Source organism: Rhizobium sp. 01T417, assembly GCF_056398905.1.
In genome coordinates, this window is the sequence record NZ_JBFTQH010000007.1 from 1 (window position 1) to 15,127 (window position 15,127).

28 protein-coding genes are annotated in these 15,127 nt (G+C 58.7%); all 28 read left to right on the forward strand.

What is annotated here, in order from left to right; translation table 11 throughout:
* On the forward strand, nucleotides 1-149 hold a 149-nt coding region (locus tag AC1DPR_RS09515), incomplete at its 5' end, for an EF-Tu C-terminal domain-related protein (protein ID WP_477816249.1).
* Between the two features lie 311 nt (nucleotides 150-460).
* Nucleotides 461-769 (forward strand): 30S ribosomal protein S10, encoded by a 309-nt coding sequence (rpsJ, locus tag AC1DPR_RS09520; protein WP_003547547.1) that lies wholly within the window; start codon nucleotides 461-463, stop codon nucleotides 767-769.
* Between the two features lie 34 nt (nucleotides 770-803).
* Nucleotides 804-1,445 (forward strand): 50S ribosomal protein L3, encoded by a 642-nt coding sequence (rplC, locus tag AC1DPR_RS09525; RefSeq protein WP_018857112.1) that lies wholly within the window; start codon nucleotides 804-806, stop codon nucleotides 1,443-1,445.
* Between the two features lie 13 nt (nucleotides 1,446-1,458).
* Nucleotides 1,459-2,079, forward strand: coding sequence for a 50S ribosomal protein L4 (rplD, locus tag AC1DPR_RS09530; RefSeq protein ID WP_007531661.1), 621 nt, complete (start codon nucleotides 1,459-1,461; stop codon nucleotides 2,077-2,079).
* Nucleotides 2,076-2,369: a 50S ribosomal protein L23 gene (locus tag AC1DPR_RS09535; protein ID WP_016553551.1), complete on the forward strand. Its 294-nt coding sequence runs from the start codon at nucleotides 2,076-2,078 to the stop codon at nucleotides 2,367-2,369. Before rplD ends, AC1DPR_RS09535 begins: the two co-directional genes overlap by 4 nt.
* A gap of 11 nt (nucleotides 2,370-2,380) precedes the next feature.
* On the forward strand, nucleotides 2,381-3,217 hold the full coding sequence (gene rplB, locus AC1DPR_RS09540; protein WP_018857111.1) for a 50S ribosomal protein L2: 837 nt from the start codon (nucleotides 2,381-2,383) through the stop codon (nucleotides 3,215-3,217).
* Between the two features lie 15 nt (nucleotides 3,218-3,232).
* Nucleotides 3,233-3,511, forward strand: coding sequence for a 30S ribosomal protein S19 (gene rpsS / locus AC1DPR_RS09545; RefSeq protein ID WP_007531666.1), 279 nt, complete (start codon nucleotides 3,233-3,235; stop codon nucleotides 3,509-3,511).
* Between the two features lie 2 nt (nucleotides 3,512-3,513).
* Nucleotides 3,514-3,903 carry a 50S ribosomal protein L22 gene (gene rplV, locus AC1DPR_RS09550; RefSeq protein WP_018857110.1) on the forward strand — a complete coding sequence of 130 codons (390 nt, stop codon included), beginning with the start codon at nucleotides 3,514-3,516 and terminating at the stop codon, nucleotides 3,901-3,903.
* Nucleotides 3,903-4,622: a 30S ribosomal protein S3 gene (gene rpsC, locus AC1DPR_RS09555; RefSeq protein ID WP_018857109.1), complete on the forward strand. Its 720-nt coding sequence runs from the start codon at nucleotides 3,903-3,905 to the stop codon at nucleotides 4,620-4,622. The genes rplV and rpsC overlap by 1 nt, the downstream gene beginning before the upstream one ends.
* Before the next feature lie 33 nt (nucleotides 4,623-4,655).
* A complete protein-coding gene (gene rplP / locus AC1DPR_RS09560) occupies nucleotides 4,656-5,069 on the forward strand; it encodes a 50S ribosomal protein L16 (RefSeq protein WP_003573792.1) in 414 nt (137 codons plus the stop codon).
* 12 nt (nucleotides 5,070-5,081) lie between these two features.
* Nucleotides 5,082-5,282, forward strand: a complete 201-nt coding sequence (rpmC, locus tag AC1DPR_RS09565; RefSeq protein ID WP_007531673.1) for a 50S ribosomal protein L29 — start codon at nucleotides 5,082-5,084, stop codon at nucleotides 5,280-5,282.
* 11 nt (nucleotides 5,283-5,293) lie between these two features.
* On the forward strand, nucleotides 5,294-5,533 hold the full coding sequence (gene rpsQ / locus AC1DPR_RS09570; RefSeq protein WP_007787739.1) for a 30S ribosomal protein S17: 240 nt from the start codon (nucleotides 5,294-5,296) through the stop codon (nucleotides 5,531-5,533).
* Nucleotides 5,534-5,793: 260 nt separating this feature from the next.
* Nucleotides 5,794-6,162, forward strand: coding sequence for a 50S ribosomal protein L14 (gene rplN, locus AC1DPR_RS09575; RefSeq protein WP_018857108.1), 369 nt, complete (start codon nucleotides 5,794-5,796; stop codon nucleotides 6,160-6,162).
* A gap of 12 nt (nucleotides 6,163-6,174) precedes the next feature.
* A complete protein-coding gene (gene rplX / locus AC1DPR_RS09580; RefSeq protein ID WP_007531676.1) occupies nucleotides 6,175-6,477 on the forward strand; it encodes a 50S ribosomal protein L24 in 303 nt (100 codons plus the stop codon).
* A complete protein-coding gene (rplE, locus tag AC1DPR_RS09585) occupies nucleotides 6,477-7,034 on the forward strand; it encodes a 50S ribosomal protein L5 (protein ID WP_016553557.1) in 558 nt (185 codons plus the stop codon). Before rplX ends, rplE begins: the two co-directional genes overlap by 1 nt.
* A gap of 32 nt (nucleotides 7,035-7,066) precedes the next feature.
* Nucleotides 7,067-7,372, forward strand: coding sequence for a 30S ribosomal protein S14 (gene rpsN / locus AC1DPR_RS09590; RefSeq protein ID WP_003573787.1), 306 nt, complete (start codon nucleotides 7,067-7,069; stop codon nucleotides 7,370-7,372).
* A 12-nt stretch (nucleotides 7,373-7,384) separates the two neighbouring features.
* Entirely contained in the window at nucleotides 7,385-7,783 is a 399-nt protein-coding gene (rpsH, locus tag AC1DPR_RS09595) for a 30S ribosomal protein S8 (RefSeq protein ID WP_004674934.1), read from the forward strand.
* Between the two features lie 42 nt (nucleotides 7,784-7,825).
* Nucleotides 7,826-8,359 (forward strand): 50S ribosomal protein L6, encoded by a 534-nt coding sequence (gene rplF / locus AC1DPR_RS09600; RefSeq protein ID WP_018857107.1) that lies wholly within the window; start codon nucleotides 7,826-7,828, stop codon nucleotides 8,357-8,359.
* Between the two features lie 12 nt (nucleotides 8,360-8,371).
* Complete coding sequence (gene rplR / locus AC1DPR_RS09605) at nucleotides 8,372-8,734, forward strand: 50S ribosomal protein L18 (protein ID WP_018857106.1); 363 nt, start codon at nucleotides 8,372-8,374, stop codon at nucleotides 8,732-8,734.
* Nucleotides 8,735-8,866: 132 nt separating this feature from the next.
* Complete coding sequence (rpsE, locus tag AC1DPR_RS09610) at nucleotides 8,867-9,436, forward strand: 30S ribosomal protein S5 (RefSeq protein ID WP_007531680.1); 570 nt, start codon at nucleotides 8,867-8,869, stop codon at nucleotides 9,434-9,436.
* Between the two features lie 14 nt (nucleotides 9,437-9,450).
* Nucleotides 9,451-9,660 (forward strand): 50S ribosomal protein L30, encoded by a 210-nt coding sequence (gene rpmD, locus AC1DPR_RS09615; protein WP_018857105.1) that lies wholly within the window; start codon nucleotides 9,451-9,453, stop codon nucleotides 9,658-9,660.
* A gap of 15 nt (nucleotides 9,661-9,675) precedes the next feature.
* Complete coding sequence (gene rplO / locus AC1DPR_RS09620; RefSeq protein ID WP_016553563.1) at nucleotides 9,676-10,149, forward strand: 50S ribosomal protein L15; 474 nt, start codon at nucleotides 9,676-9,678, stop codon at nucleotides 10,147-10,149.
* Nucleotides 10,150-10,388: 239 nt separating this feature from the next.
* Nucleotides 10,389-11,729 (forward strand): preprotein translocase subunit SecY, encoded by a 1,341-nt coding sequence (gene secY / locus AC1DPR_RS09625; protein ID WP_018857104.1) that lies wholly within the window; start codon nucleotides 10,389-10,391, stop codon nucleotides 11,727-11,729.
* The gene (locus AC1DPR_RS09630) at nucleotides 11,726-12,376 is read left to right on the forward strand and encodes an adenylate kinase (RefSeq protein WP_113470073.1); all 651 of its coding nucleotides are present in this window, start codon (nucleotides 11,726-11,728) and stop codon (nucleotides 12,374-12,376) included. The genes secY and AC1DPR_RS09630 overlap by 4 nt, the downstream gene beginning before the upstream one ends.
* A 219-nt stretch (nucleotides 12,377-12,595) precedes the next feature.
* A complete protein-coding gene (gene rpsM / locus AC1DPR_RS09635) occupies nucleotides 12,596-12,964 on the forward strand; it encodes a 30S ribosomal protein S13 (RefSeq protein ID WP_016553566.1) in 369 nt (122 codons plus the stop codon).
* Between the two features lie 134 nt (nucleotides 12,965-13,098).
* Nucleotides 13,099-13,488, forward strand: coding sequence for a 30S ribosomal protein S11 (gene rpsK, locus AC1DPR_RS09640; protein WP_003547577.1), 390 nt, complete (start codon nucleotides 13,099-13,101; stop codon nucleotides 13,486-13,488).
* A 100-nt stretch (nucleotides 13,489-13,588) separates the two neighbouring features.
* The gene (locus tag AC1DPR_RS09645) at nucleotides 13,589-14,599 is read left to right on the forward strand and encodes a DNA-directed RNA polymerase subunit alpha (protein ID WP_007531694.1); all 1,011 of its coding nucleotides are present in this window, start codon (nucleotides 13,589-13,591) and stop codon (nucleotides 14,597-14,599) included.
* A gap of 45 nt (nucleotides 14,600-14,644) precedes the next feature.
* Nucleotides 14,645-15,070: a 50S ribosomal protein L17 gene (rplQ, locus tag AC1DPR_RS09650; protein WP_018857102.1), complete on the forward strand. Its 426-nt coding sequence runs from the start codon at nucleotides 14,645-14,647 to the stop codon at nucleotides 15,068-15,070.
* Nucleotides 15,071-15,127: the final 57 nt, after the last annotated feature.

Consider the following 15,127-nt stretch of genomic DNA (forward strand, 5'->3'; position numbering starts at 1 on the left):
AAGGCACGGAAATGGTTATGCCTGGCGACAACGTCACTGTAGACGTCGAGCTGATCGTTCCGATCGCGATGGAAGAAAAGCTGCGCTTCGCTATCCGCGAAGGCGGCCGTACCGTCGGCGCCGGCATCGTCGCCTCGATCGTCGAGTAATCGAAAGACCGGCCGTTTCGCCTGAAGCGGCCGAATCGATGACATTATTATGATGCAAGCGGCGCTAGCCGCTTGCTTATTACAGAGAAATGTTGCAAATGGCGCGCGAGCGCGATTTGCGCCCTGCTTCGTTCATTGGAGCGGGTGACTACAACAAGCAATAAGGTGGTCGTAAGGCCTGAAGACTGGATAGGGATGCCGCATTCCGGTGCCCCTCTCGATCTTTGAAACCGGTGGTCCGCCTTAGGAAAAAAGAACAACCCGTGTCTGCCTAACAGGCACGTGGGAAACAAACACAAGGATAACGTCGAATGAACGGCCAAAATATCCGCATTCGCCTGAAGGCGTTCGATCACCGCATTCTCGACGCTTCGACGCGCGAGATCGTGTCGACGGCGAAGCGCACCGGCGCAAGCGTCCGGGGCCCCGTTCCGCTTCCGACTCGCATCGAGAAGTTTACGGTCAACCGGTCCCCACACATCGACAAGAAGAGCCGCGAGCAGTTCGAGATGCGCACGCATAAGCGCCTCCTCGACATCGTAGATCCGACCCCGCAGACGGTAGACGCGCTGATGAAGCTCGATCTCGCCGCCGGTGTCGATGTTGAGATCAAGCTCTGAGCCTTGCTCGAGCGGATTTGGAAGGATTGAACCGATGCGTTCAGGTGTGATTGCACAGAAGGTGGGTATGACCCGCGTCTACAACGACGCTGGTGAACATGTCCCGGTAACAGTACTGCGTCTGGATGGCTGCCAGGTTGTGGCCCAGCGCACTGTTGACAAGAACGGCTATGCCGCAGTCCAGCTCGGTGCTGGCACGGCGAAGGTCAAGAATACGTCGAAGGCGATGCGCGGTAACTTTGCTGTTGCCAACGTCGAGCCGAAGGCCAAGCTTACGGAATTCCGCGTCACGGAAGACAATCTCCTCGAGGTTGGCACCGAGCTCAAGGCTGGTCACTTCGCAGCTGGTCAGCTCGTCGATGTGACGGGCACGACGATCGGTAAGGGCTTTGCCGGCGTCATGAAGCGCCACAATTTTAGTGGTGGCCGTGCTACGCATGGTAACTCGGTTTCGCACCGCTCGCACGGTTCGACCGGTCAGCGCCAGGATCCCGGTAAGGTATTCAAGAACAAGAAGATGGCTGGTCACATGGGCCAGACGCGCGTAACGACTCAGAACCTGGAAGTGGTTTCGACCGACGAAGATCGTGGTCTGATCCTGATCAAGGGTGCAGTACCCGGTTCCAAGGGTGCCTGGATCATCGTGCGCGATGCCGTCAAATCGGCAGCGAAGTAAGGGAGCCGGACCAATGGAATTCAACGTCAAGACCCTCGAGGGAAAAGACGCAGGGAAGGTTTCTCTTTCTGACGCGATTTTCGGTCTCGAGCCCCGCGAAGACATTCTCGCCCGCGTCATCCGCTGGCAGCTTGCCAAGAAGCAGCAGGGCACGCACCAGGCAAAGGGCCGCGCGGACGTCTCGCGCACCGGCGCCAAGATGTACAAGCAGAAGGGTACGGGCCGCGCTCGTCACCATTCGGCTCGCGCTCCGCAGTTTCGCGGCGGTGGTAAGGCCCACGGCCCGGTCGCTCGCAGCCACGAACACGACCTTCCGAAGAAGGTTCGCGCTCTCGGTCTGCGTCACGCCCTCTCGGCCAAGCTGAAGTCCGACGATGTCATCATCATCGACAGCCTGGTTGCTGCAGAAGCAAAGACCAAGGCGCTGGCATCGGCTTTCGAGACGCTCGGCCTGACCAACGCGCTCTTCATCGGCGGCGCTGAACTTGATGGCAACTTCAAGCTCGCAGCTCAGAACATCCCGAACATCGATGTTCTGCCGATCCAGGGCATCAACGTTTACGACATCGTGCGCCGCGGCAAGCTCGTGCTTTCCAAGGCTGCCGTCGAAGCTCTAGAGGAGCGTTTCAAGTGACCGACCTTCGCCACTATGATGTGATCGTCTCGCCGGCGATCACCGAAAAGTCCACGCTGGTATCGGAAAACAACCAGGTTGTTTTCAACGTCGCCAAGAAGGCGTCGAAGCCTGAAATCAAGGCTGCAGTCGAGGCGCTGTTCGGCGTCAAGGTCACGGCCGTCAACACTCTGCTCCGCAAGGGCAAGACCAAGCGTTTCAAAGGTTTTGTCGGCAAGCAGCAGGACGTGAAGAAGGCAGTTGTGACGCTGGCTGAAGGCCAGACGATCGACGTCTCCACCGGTCTCTGAGGAATAATAAAATGGCATTGAAAACATTCAATCCTACGACCCCGAGCCAGCGTCAGCTGGTCATCGTCGACCGCTCCTCGCTCTACAAGGGCAAGCCGGTCAAGGCGCTGACGGAAGGTCTGACCAAGAGCGGCGGTCGTAACAACCTCGGCCGCATCACCGCCCGCTTCATCGGCGGCGGTCACAAGCGCACCTACCGTCTGGTCGACTTCAAGCGTCGCAAGTTCGACGTTGAAGGCACCGTCGATCGTATCGAATACGATCCGAACCGCACGGCTTTCATTGCGCTGGTGACCTATGCTGACGGCGAAAAGGCCTACATCCTCGCTCCGCAGCGCCTCGCTGCCGGCGACAAGGTCATCGCTTCCGAGAAGGCTGTCGACGTAAAGCCCGGCAACACGATGCCGCTGCAGTTCATCCCGGTCGGCTCCATCATCCACAACGTGGAAATGAAGCCGGGCAAGGGTGGTCAGATCGCTCGCTCCGCCGGTTCCTACGCACAGCTCGTCGGTCGCGACCAGGGCATGGCGATCCTTCGCCTGAACTCTGGCGAACAGCGCCTCGTGCACGGCACCTGCCTTGCTTCGATCGGTGCGGTTTCGAATCCGGATCACGCCAACATCAACGACGGCAAGGCCGGTCGTACTGTTTGGCGCGGCAAGCGTCCGCATAACCGCGGTGTCGTCATGAACCCTGTCGACCACCCGCACGGCGGTGGTGAAGGCCGCACCTCTGGTGGTCGTCACCCGGTTACTCCGTGGGGCAAGCCGACCAAGGGCAAGCGCACCCGGTCGAACAAGTCGACCGACAAGATGATCATGCGCTCGCGTCATCAGCGTAAGAAGTAAGAGAGGAAGTCTCCAATGGCTCGTTCAGTATGGAAAGGTCCGTTCGTTGACGGCTATCTTCTCAAGAAGGCTGAGAAGGTTCGTGAAGGCGGACGTGCAGAAGTAATCAAGATCTGGAGCCGTCGCTCCACGATCCTGCCGCAGTTCGTCGGTCTCACCTTCGGCGTCTACAACGGCAGCAAGCATGTTCCGGTCAGCGTCAATGAAGACATGGTCGGTCACAAATTCGGTGAATTCTCTCCGACCCGGACCTACTACGGTCACGGTGCGGACAAGAAGGCAAAGAGGAAGTAACAATGGGCAAGGCAAAAGCCGAACGCCGGCTGAAGGACAACGAGGCGCAAGCAGTCGCCCGCACGCTCCGCGTCAGCCCACAGAAGCTCAACCTCGTTGCTGCGGTTATCCGCGGCAAGAAGGTCGATCGTGCACTCGCTGAGCTGGAATTCTCCCGCAAGCGTATCGCAGGCGCCGTCAAGAAGACGCTCGAGTCTGCGATCGCCAACGCCGAGAACAACCACGACCTCGACGTCGACTCCCTGGTCGTCGCCGAAGCCTATGTCGGCAAGTCGATCGTCATGAAGCGTTTCCACGCTCGTGGCCGCGGCCGCGCTTCTCGCATCGAGAGGCCGTTTGCGCACCTGACGATCGTTGTCCGCGAAGTGCAGGCACAAGAGGAGGCCGCATAATGGGTCAGAAAATTAATCCAATCGGTTTCCGTCTTGGCATCAACCGTACCTGGGATAGCCGCTGGTTTGCGGACAATGCCGAGTACGGTCAGCTGCTGCACGAAGACCTGAAGATGCGCAAGTTCGTGATGAGCGAACTGAAGCAGGCTGGTATCGCCAAGGTGGTCATCGAGCGTCCGCACAAGAAGTGCCGTGTCACGATCCACTCGGCTCGTCCGGGCCTGATCATCGGCAAGAAGGGCGCAGACATCGACAAGCTCCGCAAGAAGCTGTCGGACATGACGAATTCCGAAACGCACCTCAACATCGTTGAAGTTCGCAAGCCGGAAGTCGACGCTACGCTCGTCGCACAGTCGATCGCTCAGCAGCTCGAGCGTCGTGTTGCTTTCCGTCGCGCCATGAAGCGTGCCGTTCAGTCTGCAATGCGTCTTGGCGCCGAAGGCATCAAGATCACCTGCGCAGGCCGCCTCGGCGGTGCTGAAATCGCTCGTACGGAATGGTACCGCGAAGGTCGCGTTCCGCTGCACACGCTGCGCGCTGACATCGACTACGGCACAGCTGAAGCGGAAACCGCTTTTGGCATCTGCGGCATCAAGGTTTGGATCTTCAAGGGCGAAATCCTTGAGCACGATCCGATGGCCTCCGAGCGCCGCGCACTCGAGGGTGACGCTCAGGGTCCGGCAAGCCGTGATCGCGATCGTCGCCGCGACAACGCTTAATAGCGTTGGTGGATAAGTTCGGAGAATAAGAAAATGTTGCAGCCAAAGCGTACCAAGTACCGCAAGCAATTCAAGGGCCGCATCAAGGGCGTCGCCAAGGGTGGTTCTGACCTGGCCTTCGGCGAATTCGGCCTTAAGGCTCAAGAGCCGAACCGCGTGAATGCACGCGAGATCGAAGCGGCCCGCCGCGCGATCACGCGTTACATGAAGCGCGCCGGCCGTGTATGGATCCGCGTGTTCCCGGATGTTCCGGTAACCGCAAAGCCGACCGAAGTCCGTATGGGTAAGGGCAAGGGCTCTGTCGAATACTGGGCATGCAAGGTCAAGCCAGGCCGTATGATGTTCGAAATCGACGGCGTCAGCGAAGAAATCGCTCGTGAAGCGCTTCGCCTCGGCTCTGCCAAGCTCTCGGTCAAGACGCGCTTCGTTCAGCGTATTGCAGAGTAAGGAGCAAGGCACATGAAAGCCGAAGAAGTACGCGGCCTCACGGCCGATCAGCTCAAGGACAAGCTCGCCGACCTGAAGAAGGAGCAGTTCAACCTGCGCTTCCAGAAGGCAACCGGTCAGCTGGAAAAGTCCTCGCGCATCAACGAAGTCCGTAAGGACATCGCCCGCGTGAAAACCATTGCCCGCCAGAAGGCGGCAGAAGCAAAGGCGTAAAGGAAAACATCATGCCGAAGCGCATTCTGCAGGGCGTTGTCGTTGGCGACAAGAACGAGAAGACTGTCGTAGTTCGCGTTGAGCGTCGTTTCGCTCACCCGCTGCTCCAGAAGACCGTTCGTCGTTCCAAGAAGTACAAGGCCCACGACGAAAACAACCAGTACAAGATCGGCGATACCGTATCCATCGAGGAATGCGCGCCGATTTCCAAGGACAAGCGCTGGACGGTCGTTTCCGCCCAGGCCAAGTAAGATTTTTGCGCGAGGCCTTGCGTCTCGCGGAAATATCTGTATGAAGCAGCGTCAGAACGCTCGTTCGTCGAGCGTTCTTTTGCTTTGAGCGCACGGAAGGTCCCGACGGGAAACCACCCTGGCACGATCGATCCCGCGCTATTCAAGCTATTGCCGTGTTTTCGCCTGTCCTTGTGGCAAGCGGCCGGCTGACAATTTTCATAAGCCGGGGTAGGGGGCGAAAGCCCAACCATTCCGGTAAACCAAAAAGGCGACCTGATATGATTCAGATGCAAACAAACCTCGACGTGGCGGATAATTCCGGCGCACGTCGTGTCATGTGCATCAAGGTGCTGGGCGGCTCGAAGCGCAAGTATGCCGGGATCGGCGACATTATTGTCGTTTCGATCAAGGAAGCGATCCCGCGCGGCCGCGTGAAGAAGGGTGACGTGATGAAGGCGGTGGTTGTTCGTACCGCCAAGGAAATCCGTCGCGTTGATGGCAGCATCATCCGCTTCGACACGAATGCAGCAGTCCTCATCGACAACAAGAAAGAGCCGATCGGCACCCGTATCTTCGGACCGGTTCCGCGCGAACTTCGCGCTAAGAACCACATGAAGATCATCTCGCTGGCTCCCGAAGTACTGTAAGGAGCGCGAAGGATGCAAAAGATTCGTAAGGGCGACAAGGTCGTCATGCTCGCAGGCAAGGACAAGGGCCGTACCGGCGAAGTCCTTCAGGTTCTGCCCAAGGAAGATCGCGCCGTTGTTCGTGGCGTCAACGTCGTAAAGCGCCACCAGCGCCAGACGCAGAGCCAGGAAGCCGGCATCATCAGCAAGGAAGCTTCGGTTCACCTGTCCAACGTCGCAATCGTCGACAAGGACGGCAAGCCGACCCGCGTTGGCTTCAAGGTTGTTGACGGCAAGAAGGTCCGTGTGGCCAAGCGTTCCGGTGAGGTGATCTGATGGCTGACGCAAAGTACGAGCCACGGCTCAAGAAGGAATATGTCGAGCGCATTCGTGCGGCGATGCAGGAGAAGTTCTCCTACGCCAACGAGATGATGATTCCGAAGCTCGACAAGATCGTAATCAACATGGGTGTTGGTGAAGCAACGGCTGATTCGAAGAAGCCGACTGTTGCTGCAGCCGACCTGGCCGCTATTGCCGGCCAGAAGCCGGTCATCACCCGTGCACGCAACTCCATCGCTGGCTTCAAGGTCCGCGAGCAGATGCCGATCGGCGCAAAGGTCACCCTGCGCGGCGCTCGCATGTACGAGTTCCTGGACCGTCTCGTGAACATCGCGCTTCCGCGCGTTCGCGACTTCCGCGGCCTGAACCCGAAAAGCTTTGACGGCCGTGGCAACTTCGCCATGGGCATCAAGGAGCACATTGTGTTCCCTGAGATCAACTACGACAAGGTTGATCAGATGTGGGGCATGGACATCATCGTTTGCACGACGGCAACGAAGGACGACGAAGCGCGGGCTCTCCTGACAGAGTTCAACTTCCCGTTCCGTCAGTAACCGTAACGACGAGCGTAGAAAAGGAACCGCACATGGCGAAGACAAGCGCAGTTGAAAAGAACAAGCGCCGCCGTACTACGGTCGCTAACCAGGCTGCCAAGCGCGCAGCTCTGAAGGCGATCATCATGAACCAGGCTCTTCCGATCGAAGAGCGGTTCAAGGCCTCGATCAAGCTGGCATCCCTGCCGCGCGATGGATCCAAGACCCGCATTCGCAACCGTTGCGAAGTATCGGGCCGTCCGCGCGCATACTACCGCAAACTGCGCATGTCGCGTATCGCGCTGCGTGAACTCGGCAATCTCGGCAAGGTGCCGGGCATCGTCAAGTCGAGCTGGTAAGGAGCAGGTTAGATGACAATGACTGATCCGTTGGGCGATATGCTCACTCGCATCCGTAACGGCGCTTCTCGCCGCAAGTCGTCGGTCTCGACGCCTGCTTCGAAGCTCCGTGCACGTGTTCTCGATGTTCTGCAGTCTGAAGGCTACATCCGTGGCTACTCCGTTGTCGATTTCGGCAATGGCAAGTCTGAGCTCAACATCGAACTCAAGTACTATGAAGGCGCATCGGTGATCCGTGAGATCGGCCGTGTGTCCAAGCCGGGCCGCCGGGTTTATGTCTCGGTCAAGTCCATTCCGCAGGTCGCGAACGGCCTCGGCATCACTATCCTTTCGACCCCGAAGGGCGTGATGGCCGATCACCAGGCTCGCGAACAGAACGTTGGTGGCGAGGTTCTTTGCTCGGTCTTCTAAGGCTGAGCAGGGATCTCCATAGCGAACAGACAGGATATAAAAATGTCTCGTATCGGTAAAAAGCCCGTTCAGGTGCCTGCTGGGATCACGGCTACGGTCGATGGCCAGAAGGTTACCGCTAAGGGCCCGAAGGGCGAGCTGTTCTTCGTCGCAAACGACGAAGTCGGCGTGAAGCTCGAAAATAATGCGGTCGTCGTGACGCCGCTCAGCCAGACGAAGAATGCTCGTGCAAAGTGGGGCATGTCCCGCACGATGATCGAGAACATCTTCAAGGGCGTTAAGGACGGCTTTGAGCGCAAGCTCGAAATCAACGGCGTCGGTTACCGCGCGTCGCTTCAGGGCAAGAACCTGCAGCTGGCACTCGGCTTCAGCCATGACGTTGTGTATGAGCCGCCGCAGGGCATCACGATCACTGTGCCGAAGCCGACGGAAATCGTCGTCACCGGCATCAACAAGCAGCAGGTCGGCCAGGTTGCCGCTGAAATCCGCGAATACCGCGGTCCTGAGCCTTACAAGGGCAAGGGCGTCAAGTATGCCGAAGAGCGGATCGTCCGCAAAGAAGGCAAGAAGAAGTAAGGATCACGCGAAATGGCTAGCAGGAAAGAAGCACTTGCACGTCGTGCCAACCGCGTGCGTCGTCACCTCAAGTCGGTGGCCAACGGCCGTCCGCGCCTGTCGGTTCATCGCTCGTCGAAGAACATCTATGCTCAAGTCATTGACGATGTCGCTGGTAAGACGCTTGCGTCTGCCTCGACCCTCGACAAGGACCTGCGCGGTTCTCTGAAGACCGGTGCTGACACGGCAGCAGCTGCCCTCGTAGGCAAGCTCGTTGCTGAGCGCGCCTCGAAGGCAGGCGTCAAGGACGTCGTATTCGACCGTGGCGCCTTCATCTACCACGGCCGCATCAAGGCCCTGGCAGAAGCAGCCCGCGAAGGCGGTCTGTCCTTCTAATAAAGTTTCCGGCCGGCAGCCTTAGGGTACCGGCCGGATATCACCGGACCGCAGGCGTCCCGAAAAGGGGAGGCCGATGCGGTCCTCGTTTTGTTTGCCGATTGCACCCGGAAAAGAAAAAGGAAGAGGACAATGGCACAGGAAAGAAGGCCGCAGCGGGAAGACCGCCAGGCCCGTGAAGAGCGCGATAGCGAATTCGTCGACAAGCTGGTCGCGATTAACCGCGTTGCCAAGGTTGTTAAGGGTGGCCGCCGTTTCGGTTTCGCCGCTCTCGTCGTCGTTGGTGACCAGAAGGGCCGCGTTGGCTTCGGTCACGGCAAGGCACGCGAAGTGCCGGAAGCAATCCGCAAGGCGACTGAAGCTGCCAAGCGCGAACTGATCTTCGTACCGCTGCGTGACGGCCGTACGCTGCATCACGACGTTCATGGCCGCCATGGCGCCGGCAAGGTTCTGCTTCGTTCGGCCAAGGTCGGTACCGGTATCATCGCCGGTGGTCCGATGCGCGCTGTTTTCGAAACGCTCGGCGTTCACGACGTTGTCGCCAAGTCGACCGGTTCCTCGAACCCATACAACATGGTTCGCGCTACCTTCGACGCTCTGAAGCACCAGGTTCACCCGAAGGACATCGCAGCTCAGCGCGGCATCAAGTATGCAACGCTCCAGGCTCGCCGTGCCGCTTCTGGCAATGCCTCTGAAGAATAAGAGGAGTCTGACAGATGGCTAAGGCTACCAAGAAGACTGAAGCGAAGACGGTTATTGTCGAACAGATCGGCAGCCCGATTCGTCGTCCGGACGTCCAGCAGCGCACGCTGATCGGCCTCGGACTCAACAAGATGCACCGTCGCCGCACGCTGGAAGATACTCCTTCCGTTCGTGGCATGATCCGTGCTGTCCAGCATCTCGTTCGCGTCGTCGACGAGAAGTAAGCCGGGAGATTCGCTATGAAACTCAATGAAATTAAAGACAACGAAGGTTCGACCCACAGCCGCAAGCGCCTCGGCCGCGGTATTGGTTCGGGCTCGGGCAAGACCGGTGGTCGCGGTGTGAAGGGTCAGAAGTCCCGTTCCGGCGTCGCTATCAACGGTTTCGAAGGCGGTCAGATGCCAATCTACCGTCGCCTGCCGAAGCGCGGCTTCAACAACATTTTCAAGGCCGACTTCGTCGTCGTGTCGCTTGAGCGTGTTCAGGCTGCGATCGACGCTGGCAAGCTCGACGCCAAGTCCACGGTTGATGCAGCAGCTCTCAAGGCTGCCGGCGTTATCCGTCGCGTCAAGGACGGCGTTCGCGTTCTCGCCGACGGCGAGCTGAAGGCAAAGGTCAAGTTCGAAGTTGCTGGCGCTTCCAAGCCGGCTGTCGAAAAGATCGAAAAAGCTGGCGGTTCCGTCACGCTTCTTTCTGCCGCAGCTGCAGAATAATTAATCTTATGATAAGTCGCCCGGGGTGCTTCACACCGGGCGGTTTTGCTCCCATATGTGAGCCTCACAAAAACCGGCTGGACGCACGTGCGTCATGGACGGTAGGAACGAACACAAGGGTGAGGCATAGGTTGCGTTCGCAATCCGTCCGAAACCCGCTTTTGAATAATTCAGAATGCTGATACCGGGTCCTGCACCTCGCTTGGCTAGAGCCCGGAATTGGTAGCGCGGAGAATCGCATGGCGTCTGCAGCGGAACAGTTGGCTTCTAACCTCAATTTCTCGACCTTCGCCAAAGCCGAGGATCTCAAGAAGCGCCTGTGGTTCACACTGGCAGCTCTCCTCGTGTACCGGCTCGGTACCCACATTCCGCTCCCCGGCCTCAATCCAGAAGCTTATGCCCAGGCCTTCCGTGGCCAGGCAGGCGGCATTCTCGGCCTCTTCAACATGTTCTCGGGCGGCGCCGTGCAGCGCATGGCAATCTTTGCGCTCGGCATCATGCCTTACATTTCCGCTTCGATCATCGTGCAGCTGATGACTTCGGTCGTTCCGGCGCTCGAAAACCTGAAGAAGGAAGGCGAACAGGGTCGCAAGATCATCAACCAGTATACGCGCTACGGCACGGTACTCCTCGGTGCGCTTCAGGCTTACGGCATTTCCGTCGGTCTTGAGAGCGGCAACGGCCTTGTTGTCGATCCTGGCATCTTCTTCCGCATTTCGACGGTCGTGACCCTGCTCGGCGGCACGATGTTCCTGATGTGGCTCGGCGAGCAGATCACCTCGCGCGGCATCGGCAACGGCATCTCGCTGATCATCTTCGCCGGTATCGCCGCAGGCCTTCCGCAGGCTCTTGCCGGCACCCTCGAACTTGGCCGCACCGGCGCCCTGTCGACGACGCTGATTCTCGCCGTCATCGTCATTGCGATCGCCGTTATCGCGATCATCGTTTTCGTCGAGCGTGCGCAGCGCCGCCTGCTGATCCAGTATCCGAAGCGCCAGGTCGGCAACCGCATGTTCCAGGGCGACACGTCCCACCTGCCGCTGAAGCTCAACACCTCGGGCGTTATCCCGGCGATCTTCGCGTCTTCGCTGCTGCTGCTGCCGGCGACCGTTGCAGGCTTTGCCAACACGACCGCACTGCCGGCCTGGGCGACCTCGATCGTCGCCGCGCTCGGCCACGGCCAGCCGCTCTATATGCTGCTCTACGGCCTGCTGATCGCTTTCTTCGCCTTCTTCTATACCGCTATCGTCTTCAATCCGAAGGACACCGCCGACAATCTGAAGAAGCATGGCGGCTTCATCCCGGGTATTCGCCCGGGCGAGCGGACTGCTGAGTATATCGACTACGTGCTGACCCGCATTACGGTGATTGGCGCGATCTACCTCGTCTTCGTGTGCATTCTGCCTGAAATTCTTGTGTCTCAGACGGGCATTCCTTTGTCCTTGGGTGGCACTTCGCTCTTGATCGTGGTTAGCGTAACTCTCGATACGGTGGCGCAGATTCAGGGTCATCTGATCGCACAGCAGTATGAAGGCCTGATCAAGAAATCGAAGTTGCGCGGAGGAAAGAGGGGGCGATGAGACTCATACTGTTAGGGCCGCCGGGCGCGGGTAAGGGGACCCAGGCTCAGCGGATCGTGGAGAAGTACGGAATTCCGCAACTTTCCACGGGTGACATGCTGCGTGCTGCCGTTGCGGCTGGCACGGAGGTGGGCAAGCGTGCAAAGGCCGTCATGGATGCTGGCAAGCTTGTTTCCGATGAGATTGTCAATGCCATCGTCTCCGAGCGTCTGGATGCACCGGACTGCACCAAGGGTTTCATTCTCGACGGTTACCCGCGCACGCTGGTTCAGGCCGACGCAACGGAAGCCATTCTGAAAAGCAAAGGTCTTGAGCTCTCGACCGTGATCGAGATCCAGGTTGACGACAACGTCCTCGCTGACCGTGTCTCGGGACGCTATACCTGCGCCAACTGCGGTGCAGGCTATCACGACACCAACGTCAAGCCGAAGATTGAAGGCGTTTGCGACCGCTGCGGTTCGACTCACTTCAAGCGGCGCCCGGATGACAACCGCGAAACGGTCGTCACGCGCCTGCAGGCCTACTACAAGGAAACATCTCCATTGATCGGCTACTTCTATGCCAAGGGCAAGCTGAAGTCGGTTGATGGCATGGCGGATATCGATCAGGTCACCAGCGAGATCGATAAGATACTTTCGAAGCTTTAGTCTTTGAAAATAAACTTGGCGGAAGCGGTTGCTTTTCAGCACTGATTCCGCTAAACACCGCGCCAACTCGCGACATTTATGCGATCGGCGCGGATTTCCAGAGAAGTCCGGGTTCGGTCGTTTTGACATGTACGAACCCAAATCTGAACGAGCGGCCGGTTCGGCTGCATAACGAAAAGCCTCTTGCCGGATGGCAACGGGAACGCAAGGAGAATAGGCGTGGCACGTATCGCTGGCGTCAACATCCCGACTGCGAAGCGCGTCGTTATCGCGCTGACCTACATTCACGGGATCGGTCCAAAATTCGCGCAGGAAATCATGGAGAAGGTTGGCCTGTCGGCTGACAAGCGCGTCCATCAGCTGACGGACTCCGAGGTTCTGCAGATCCGTGAAACCATCGACCGTGACTATCAGGTCGAAGGCGATCTGCGTCGCGAAACCTCGATGAACATCAAGCGTCTGATGGACCTCGGCTGCTACCGTGGCCTGCGTCATCGTCGCGGCCTTCCGGTCCGCGGCCAGCGCACGCACACCAATGCCCGCACCCGCAAGGGTCCGGCAAAGGCCATCGCTGGTAAGAAGAAGTAATTTCCGGGAAACCGGAGGTGAGGGGGCTGGCGGTCTGCGCCGGCCTCTTTTGAGTTTGGGGCAGGGCCGTAAGGTCTCGTTCCGGTGTAGCCGCTGGTATTACGGCGGTGCAGAGATCCAAGAAAGGGATTTAAATGGCCAAGGAAGCCGTACGCGTTCGTCGTCGCGAACGTAAAAACATTTCGTCGGGTGTTGCCCACGTCAACTCGACCTTCAACAACACGATGATCACCATCACCGACGCTCAGGGCAACGCCATTGCCTGGTCGTCTGCTGGCGCCAAGGGCTTCAAGGGCTCGCGCAAGTCGACCCCGTTCGCTGCTCAGATCGCTGCTGAAGACTGCGCCAAGAAGGCTCAGGAACATGGCATGAAGTCGCTGGAAGTCGAAGTTTGCGGCCCGGGTTCGGGTCGTGAATCCGCTCTGCGCGCGCTCCAGGCTGCTGGTTTCATGATCACGTCCATCCGTGACGTGACGCCGATCCCGCACAATGGTTGCCGCCCGCGCAAGAAGCGCCGCGTCTGATCATCGCCATTCACAACACCGGTGAGCGGGTTTTCGCTCCCGGTGCTTCTCAAGCTCGGTTGCCACGATTGGATGGTGGTAACGAACGGAAGGCAAAAATATGATTCAGAAAAACTGGCAGGAATTGATCAAGCCGAACAAGGTCGAGTTCTCTTCGAGCTCGCGCACCAAGGCGACGCTCGTAGCAGAGCCGCTGGAGCGCGGTTTCGGCCTCACCCTCGGCAACGCGCTTCGCCGCGTTCTGCTGTCTTCGCTGCGCGGTGCCGCAGTGACGGCTGTGCAGATCGATGGCGTGCTGCATGAGTTCTCGTCGATCCCGGGCGTCCGCGAAGACGTCACGGACATCGTCCTCAACATCAAGGAAATCGCCATCAAGATGGATGGTGATGACGCAAAGCGCATGGTCGTGCGTAAGCAGGGCCCGGGCGTTGTAACGGCTGGCGACATCCAGACGGTCGGCGATATCGAAATCCTCAACCCCGAGCATGTCATCTGCACGCTCGACGAGGGCGCCGAAATCCGCATGGAATTCACCGTCAACAACGGCAAGGGCTACGTTCCGGCCGACCGCAATCGTGCGGAAGATGCTCCGATCGGTCTCATCCCGGTCGACAGCCTTTATTCGCCGGTCAAGAAGGTGTCCTACAAGGTTGAAAACACCCGCGAAGGACAGGTTCTCGACTACGACAAGCTGAACATGACGATCGAAACCGATGGTTCGATCTCCGGCGAAGATGCCGTCGCTTTCGCGGCTCGCATCCTCCAGGATCAGCTTGGCGTGTTCGTCAACTTCGACGAGCCGCAGAAGGAAGCCGAAGAAGAAGCCGTCACCGAACTCGCTTTCAACCCGGCGCTCCTCAAGAAGGTGGACGAACTCGAACTGTCCGTTCGCTCGGCAAACTGCCTGAAGAACGACAACATCGTCTACATCGGCGACCTCATTCAGAAGACCGAAGCAGAAATGCTCCGCACGCCGAATTTTGGTCGCAAGTCGCTGAACGAAATCAAGGAAGTTCTCGCTTCCATGGGCCTGCACCTCGGCATGGAAGTGCCGGCATGGCCGCCTGAGAACATCGAAGATCTCGCCAAGCGCTACGAAGACCAATACTAACCATCAAACGGCGGGCGAGATGCCTGCATGTGAAGGAGAATAGCAATGCGCCACGGTAAATCCGGCCGCAAGCTGAACAGAACCGCTAGCCACCGCAAGGCAATGTTTGCCAACATGGCGGCTTCGCTCATCACCCATGAGCAGATCGTGACGACCCTGCCGAAGGCAAAGGAAATCCGTCCGATCGTTGAAAAGCTCGTCACCCTCGGCAAGCGGGGCGACCTGCATGCTCGTCGTCAGGCGATCTCGCAGATCCGCGACGCCGCTGTTGTTTCGAAGCTCTTCGACACGATCGCTTCGCGCTACGCAACCCGCAACGGCGGTTACCTGCGTATCATGAAGGCTGGCTTCCGCCAGGGCGACAACGCCGCTCTCGCCGTCATCGAGTTCGTTGACCGCGACACCTACGCCAAGGGCGCAGCCGACAAGGCTCGCGTTGAAGCCGAAGCTGCTGCAGCTGAAGCCGCTTAATCCTTTCCGGTTTGCCGGAAGCAAAACAGCCGGGCTGCAAAGCCCGGCTGTTTTCGT

What these genes read in the sequence shown, in the direction of transcription:
- rpsE (WP_007531680.1), top strand. Translation starts at nt 8,867, where the DNA reads ATGGCACAGGAAAGAAGGCCGCAGCGGGAAGACCGCCAGGCCCGTGAA.
- rplD (WP_007531661.1), top strand. Translation starts at nt 1,459, where the DNA reads ATGGAATTCAACGTCAAGACCCTCGAGGGAAAAGACGCAGGGAAGGTT.
- rpsH (WP_004674934.1), top strand. Translation starts at nt 7,385, where the DNA reads ATGACAATGACTGATCCGTTGGGCGATATGCTCACTCGCATCCGTAAC.
- rplC (WP_018857112.1), top strand. Translation starts at nt 804, where the DNA reads ATGCGTTCAGGTGTGATTGCACAGAAGGTGGGTATGACCCGCGTCTAC.
- AC1DPR_RS09630 (WP_113470073.1), top strand. Translation starts at nt 11,726, where the DNA reads ATGAGACTCATACTGTTAGGGCCGCCGGGCGCGGGTAAGGGGACCCAG.
- rplE (WP_016553557.1), top strand. Translation starts at nt 6,477, where the DNA reads ATGGCTGACGCAAAGTACGAGCCACGGCTCAAGAAGGAATATGTCGAG.
- rpsN (WP_003573787.1), top strand. Translation starts at nt 7,067, where the DNA reads ATGGCGAAGACAAGCGCAGTTGAAAAGAACAAGCGCCGCCGTACTACG.
- secY (WP_018857104.1), top strand. Translation starts at nt 10,389, where the DNA reads ATGGCGTCTGCAGCGGAACAGTTGGCTTCTAACCTCAATTTCTCGACC.
- rpmD (WP_018857105.1), top strand. Translation starts at nt 9,451, where the DNA reads ATGGCTAAGGCTACCAAGAAGACTGAAGCGAAGACGGTTATTGTCGAA.
- rplN (WP_018857108.1), top strand. Translation starts at nt 5,794, where the DNA reads ATGATTCAGATGCAAACAAACCTCGACGTGGCGGATAATTCCGGCGCA.
- rpsK (WP_003547577.1), top strand. Translation starts at nt 13,099, where the DNA reads ATGGCCAAGGAAGCCGTACGCGTTCGTCGTCGCGAACGTAAAAACATT.
- rplV (WP_018857110.1), top strand. Translation starts at nt 3,514, where the DNA reads ATGGGCAAGGCAAAAGCCGAACGCCGGCTGAAGGACAACGAGGCGCAA.
- rpsS (WP_007531666.1), top strand. Translation starts at nt 3,233, where the DNA reads ATGGCTCGTTCAGTATGGAAAGGTCCGTTCGTTGACGGCTATCTTCTC.
- rplR (WP_018857106.1), top strand. Translation starts at nt 8,372, where the DNA reads ATGGCTAGCAGGAAAGAAGCACTTGCACGTCGTGCCAACCGCGTGCGT.
- rpsC (WP_018857109.1), top strand. Translation starts at nt 3,903, where the DNA reads ATGGGTCAGAAAATTAATCCAATCGGTTTCCGTCTTGGCATCAACCGT.
- rplB (WP_018857111.1), top strand. Translation starts at nt 2,381, where the DNA reads ATGGCATTGAAAACATTCAATCCTACGACCCCGAGCCAGCGTCAGCTG.
- rpsQ (WP_007787739.1), top strand. Translation starts at nt 5,294, where the DNA reads ATGCCGAAGCGCATTCTGCAGGGCGTTGTCGTTGGCGACAAGAACGAG.
- rplF (WP_018857107.1), top strand. Translation starts at nt 7,826, where the DNA reads ATGTCTCGTATCGGTAAAAAGCCCGTTCAGGTGCCTGCTGGGATCACG.
- rplP (WP_003573792.1), top strand. Translation starts at nt 4,656, where the DNA reads ATGTTGCAGCCAAAGCGTACCAAGTACCGCAAGCAATTCAAGGGCCGC.
- rpsJ (WP_003547547.1), top strand. Translation starts at nt 461, where the DNA reads ATGAACGGCCAAAATATCCGCATTCGCCTGAAGGCGTTCGATCACCGC.
- rplO (WP_016553563.1), top strand. Translation starts at nt 9,676, where the DNA reads ATGAAACTCAATGAAATTAAAGACAACGAAGGTTCGACCCACAGCCGC.
- rplQ (WP_018857102.1), top strand. Translation starts at nt 14,645, where the DNA reads ATGCGCCACGGTAAATCCGGCCGCAAGCTGAACAGAACCGCTAGCCAC.
- rpmC (WP_007531673.1), top strand. Translation starts at nt 5,082, where the DNA reads ATGAAAGCCGAAGAAGTACGCGGCCTCACGGCCGATCAGCTCAAGGAC.
- AC1DPR_RS09645 (WP_007531694.1), top strand. Translation starts at nt 13,589, where the DNA reads ATGATTCAGAAAAACTGGCAGGAATTGATCAAGCCGAACAAGGTCGAG.
- rplX (WP_007531676.1), top strand. Translation starts at nt 6,175, where the DNA reads ATGCAAAAGATTCGTAAGGGCGACAAGGTCGTCATGCTCGCAGGCAAG.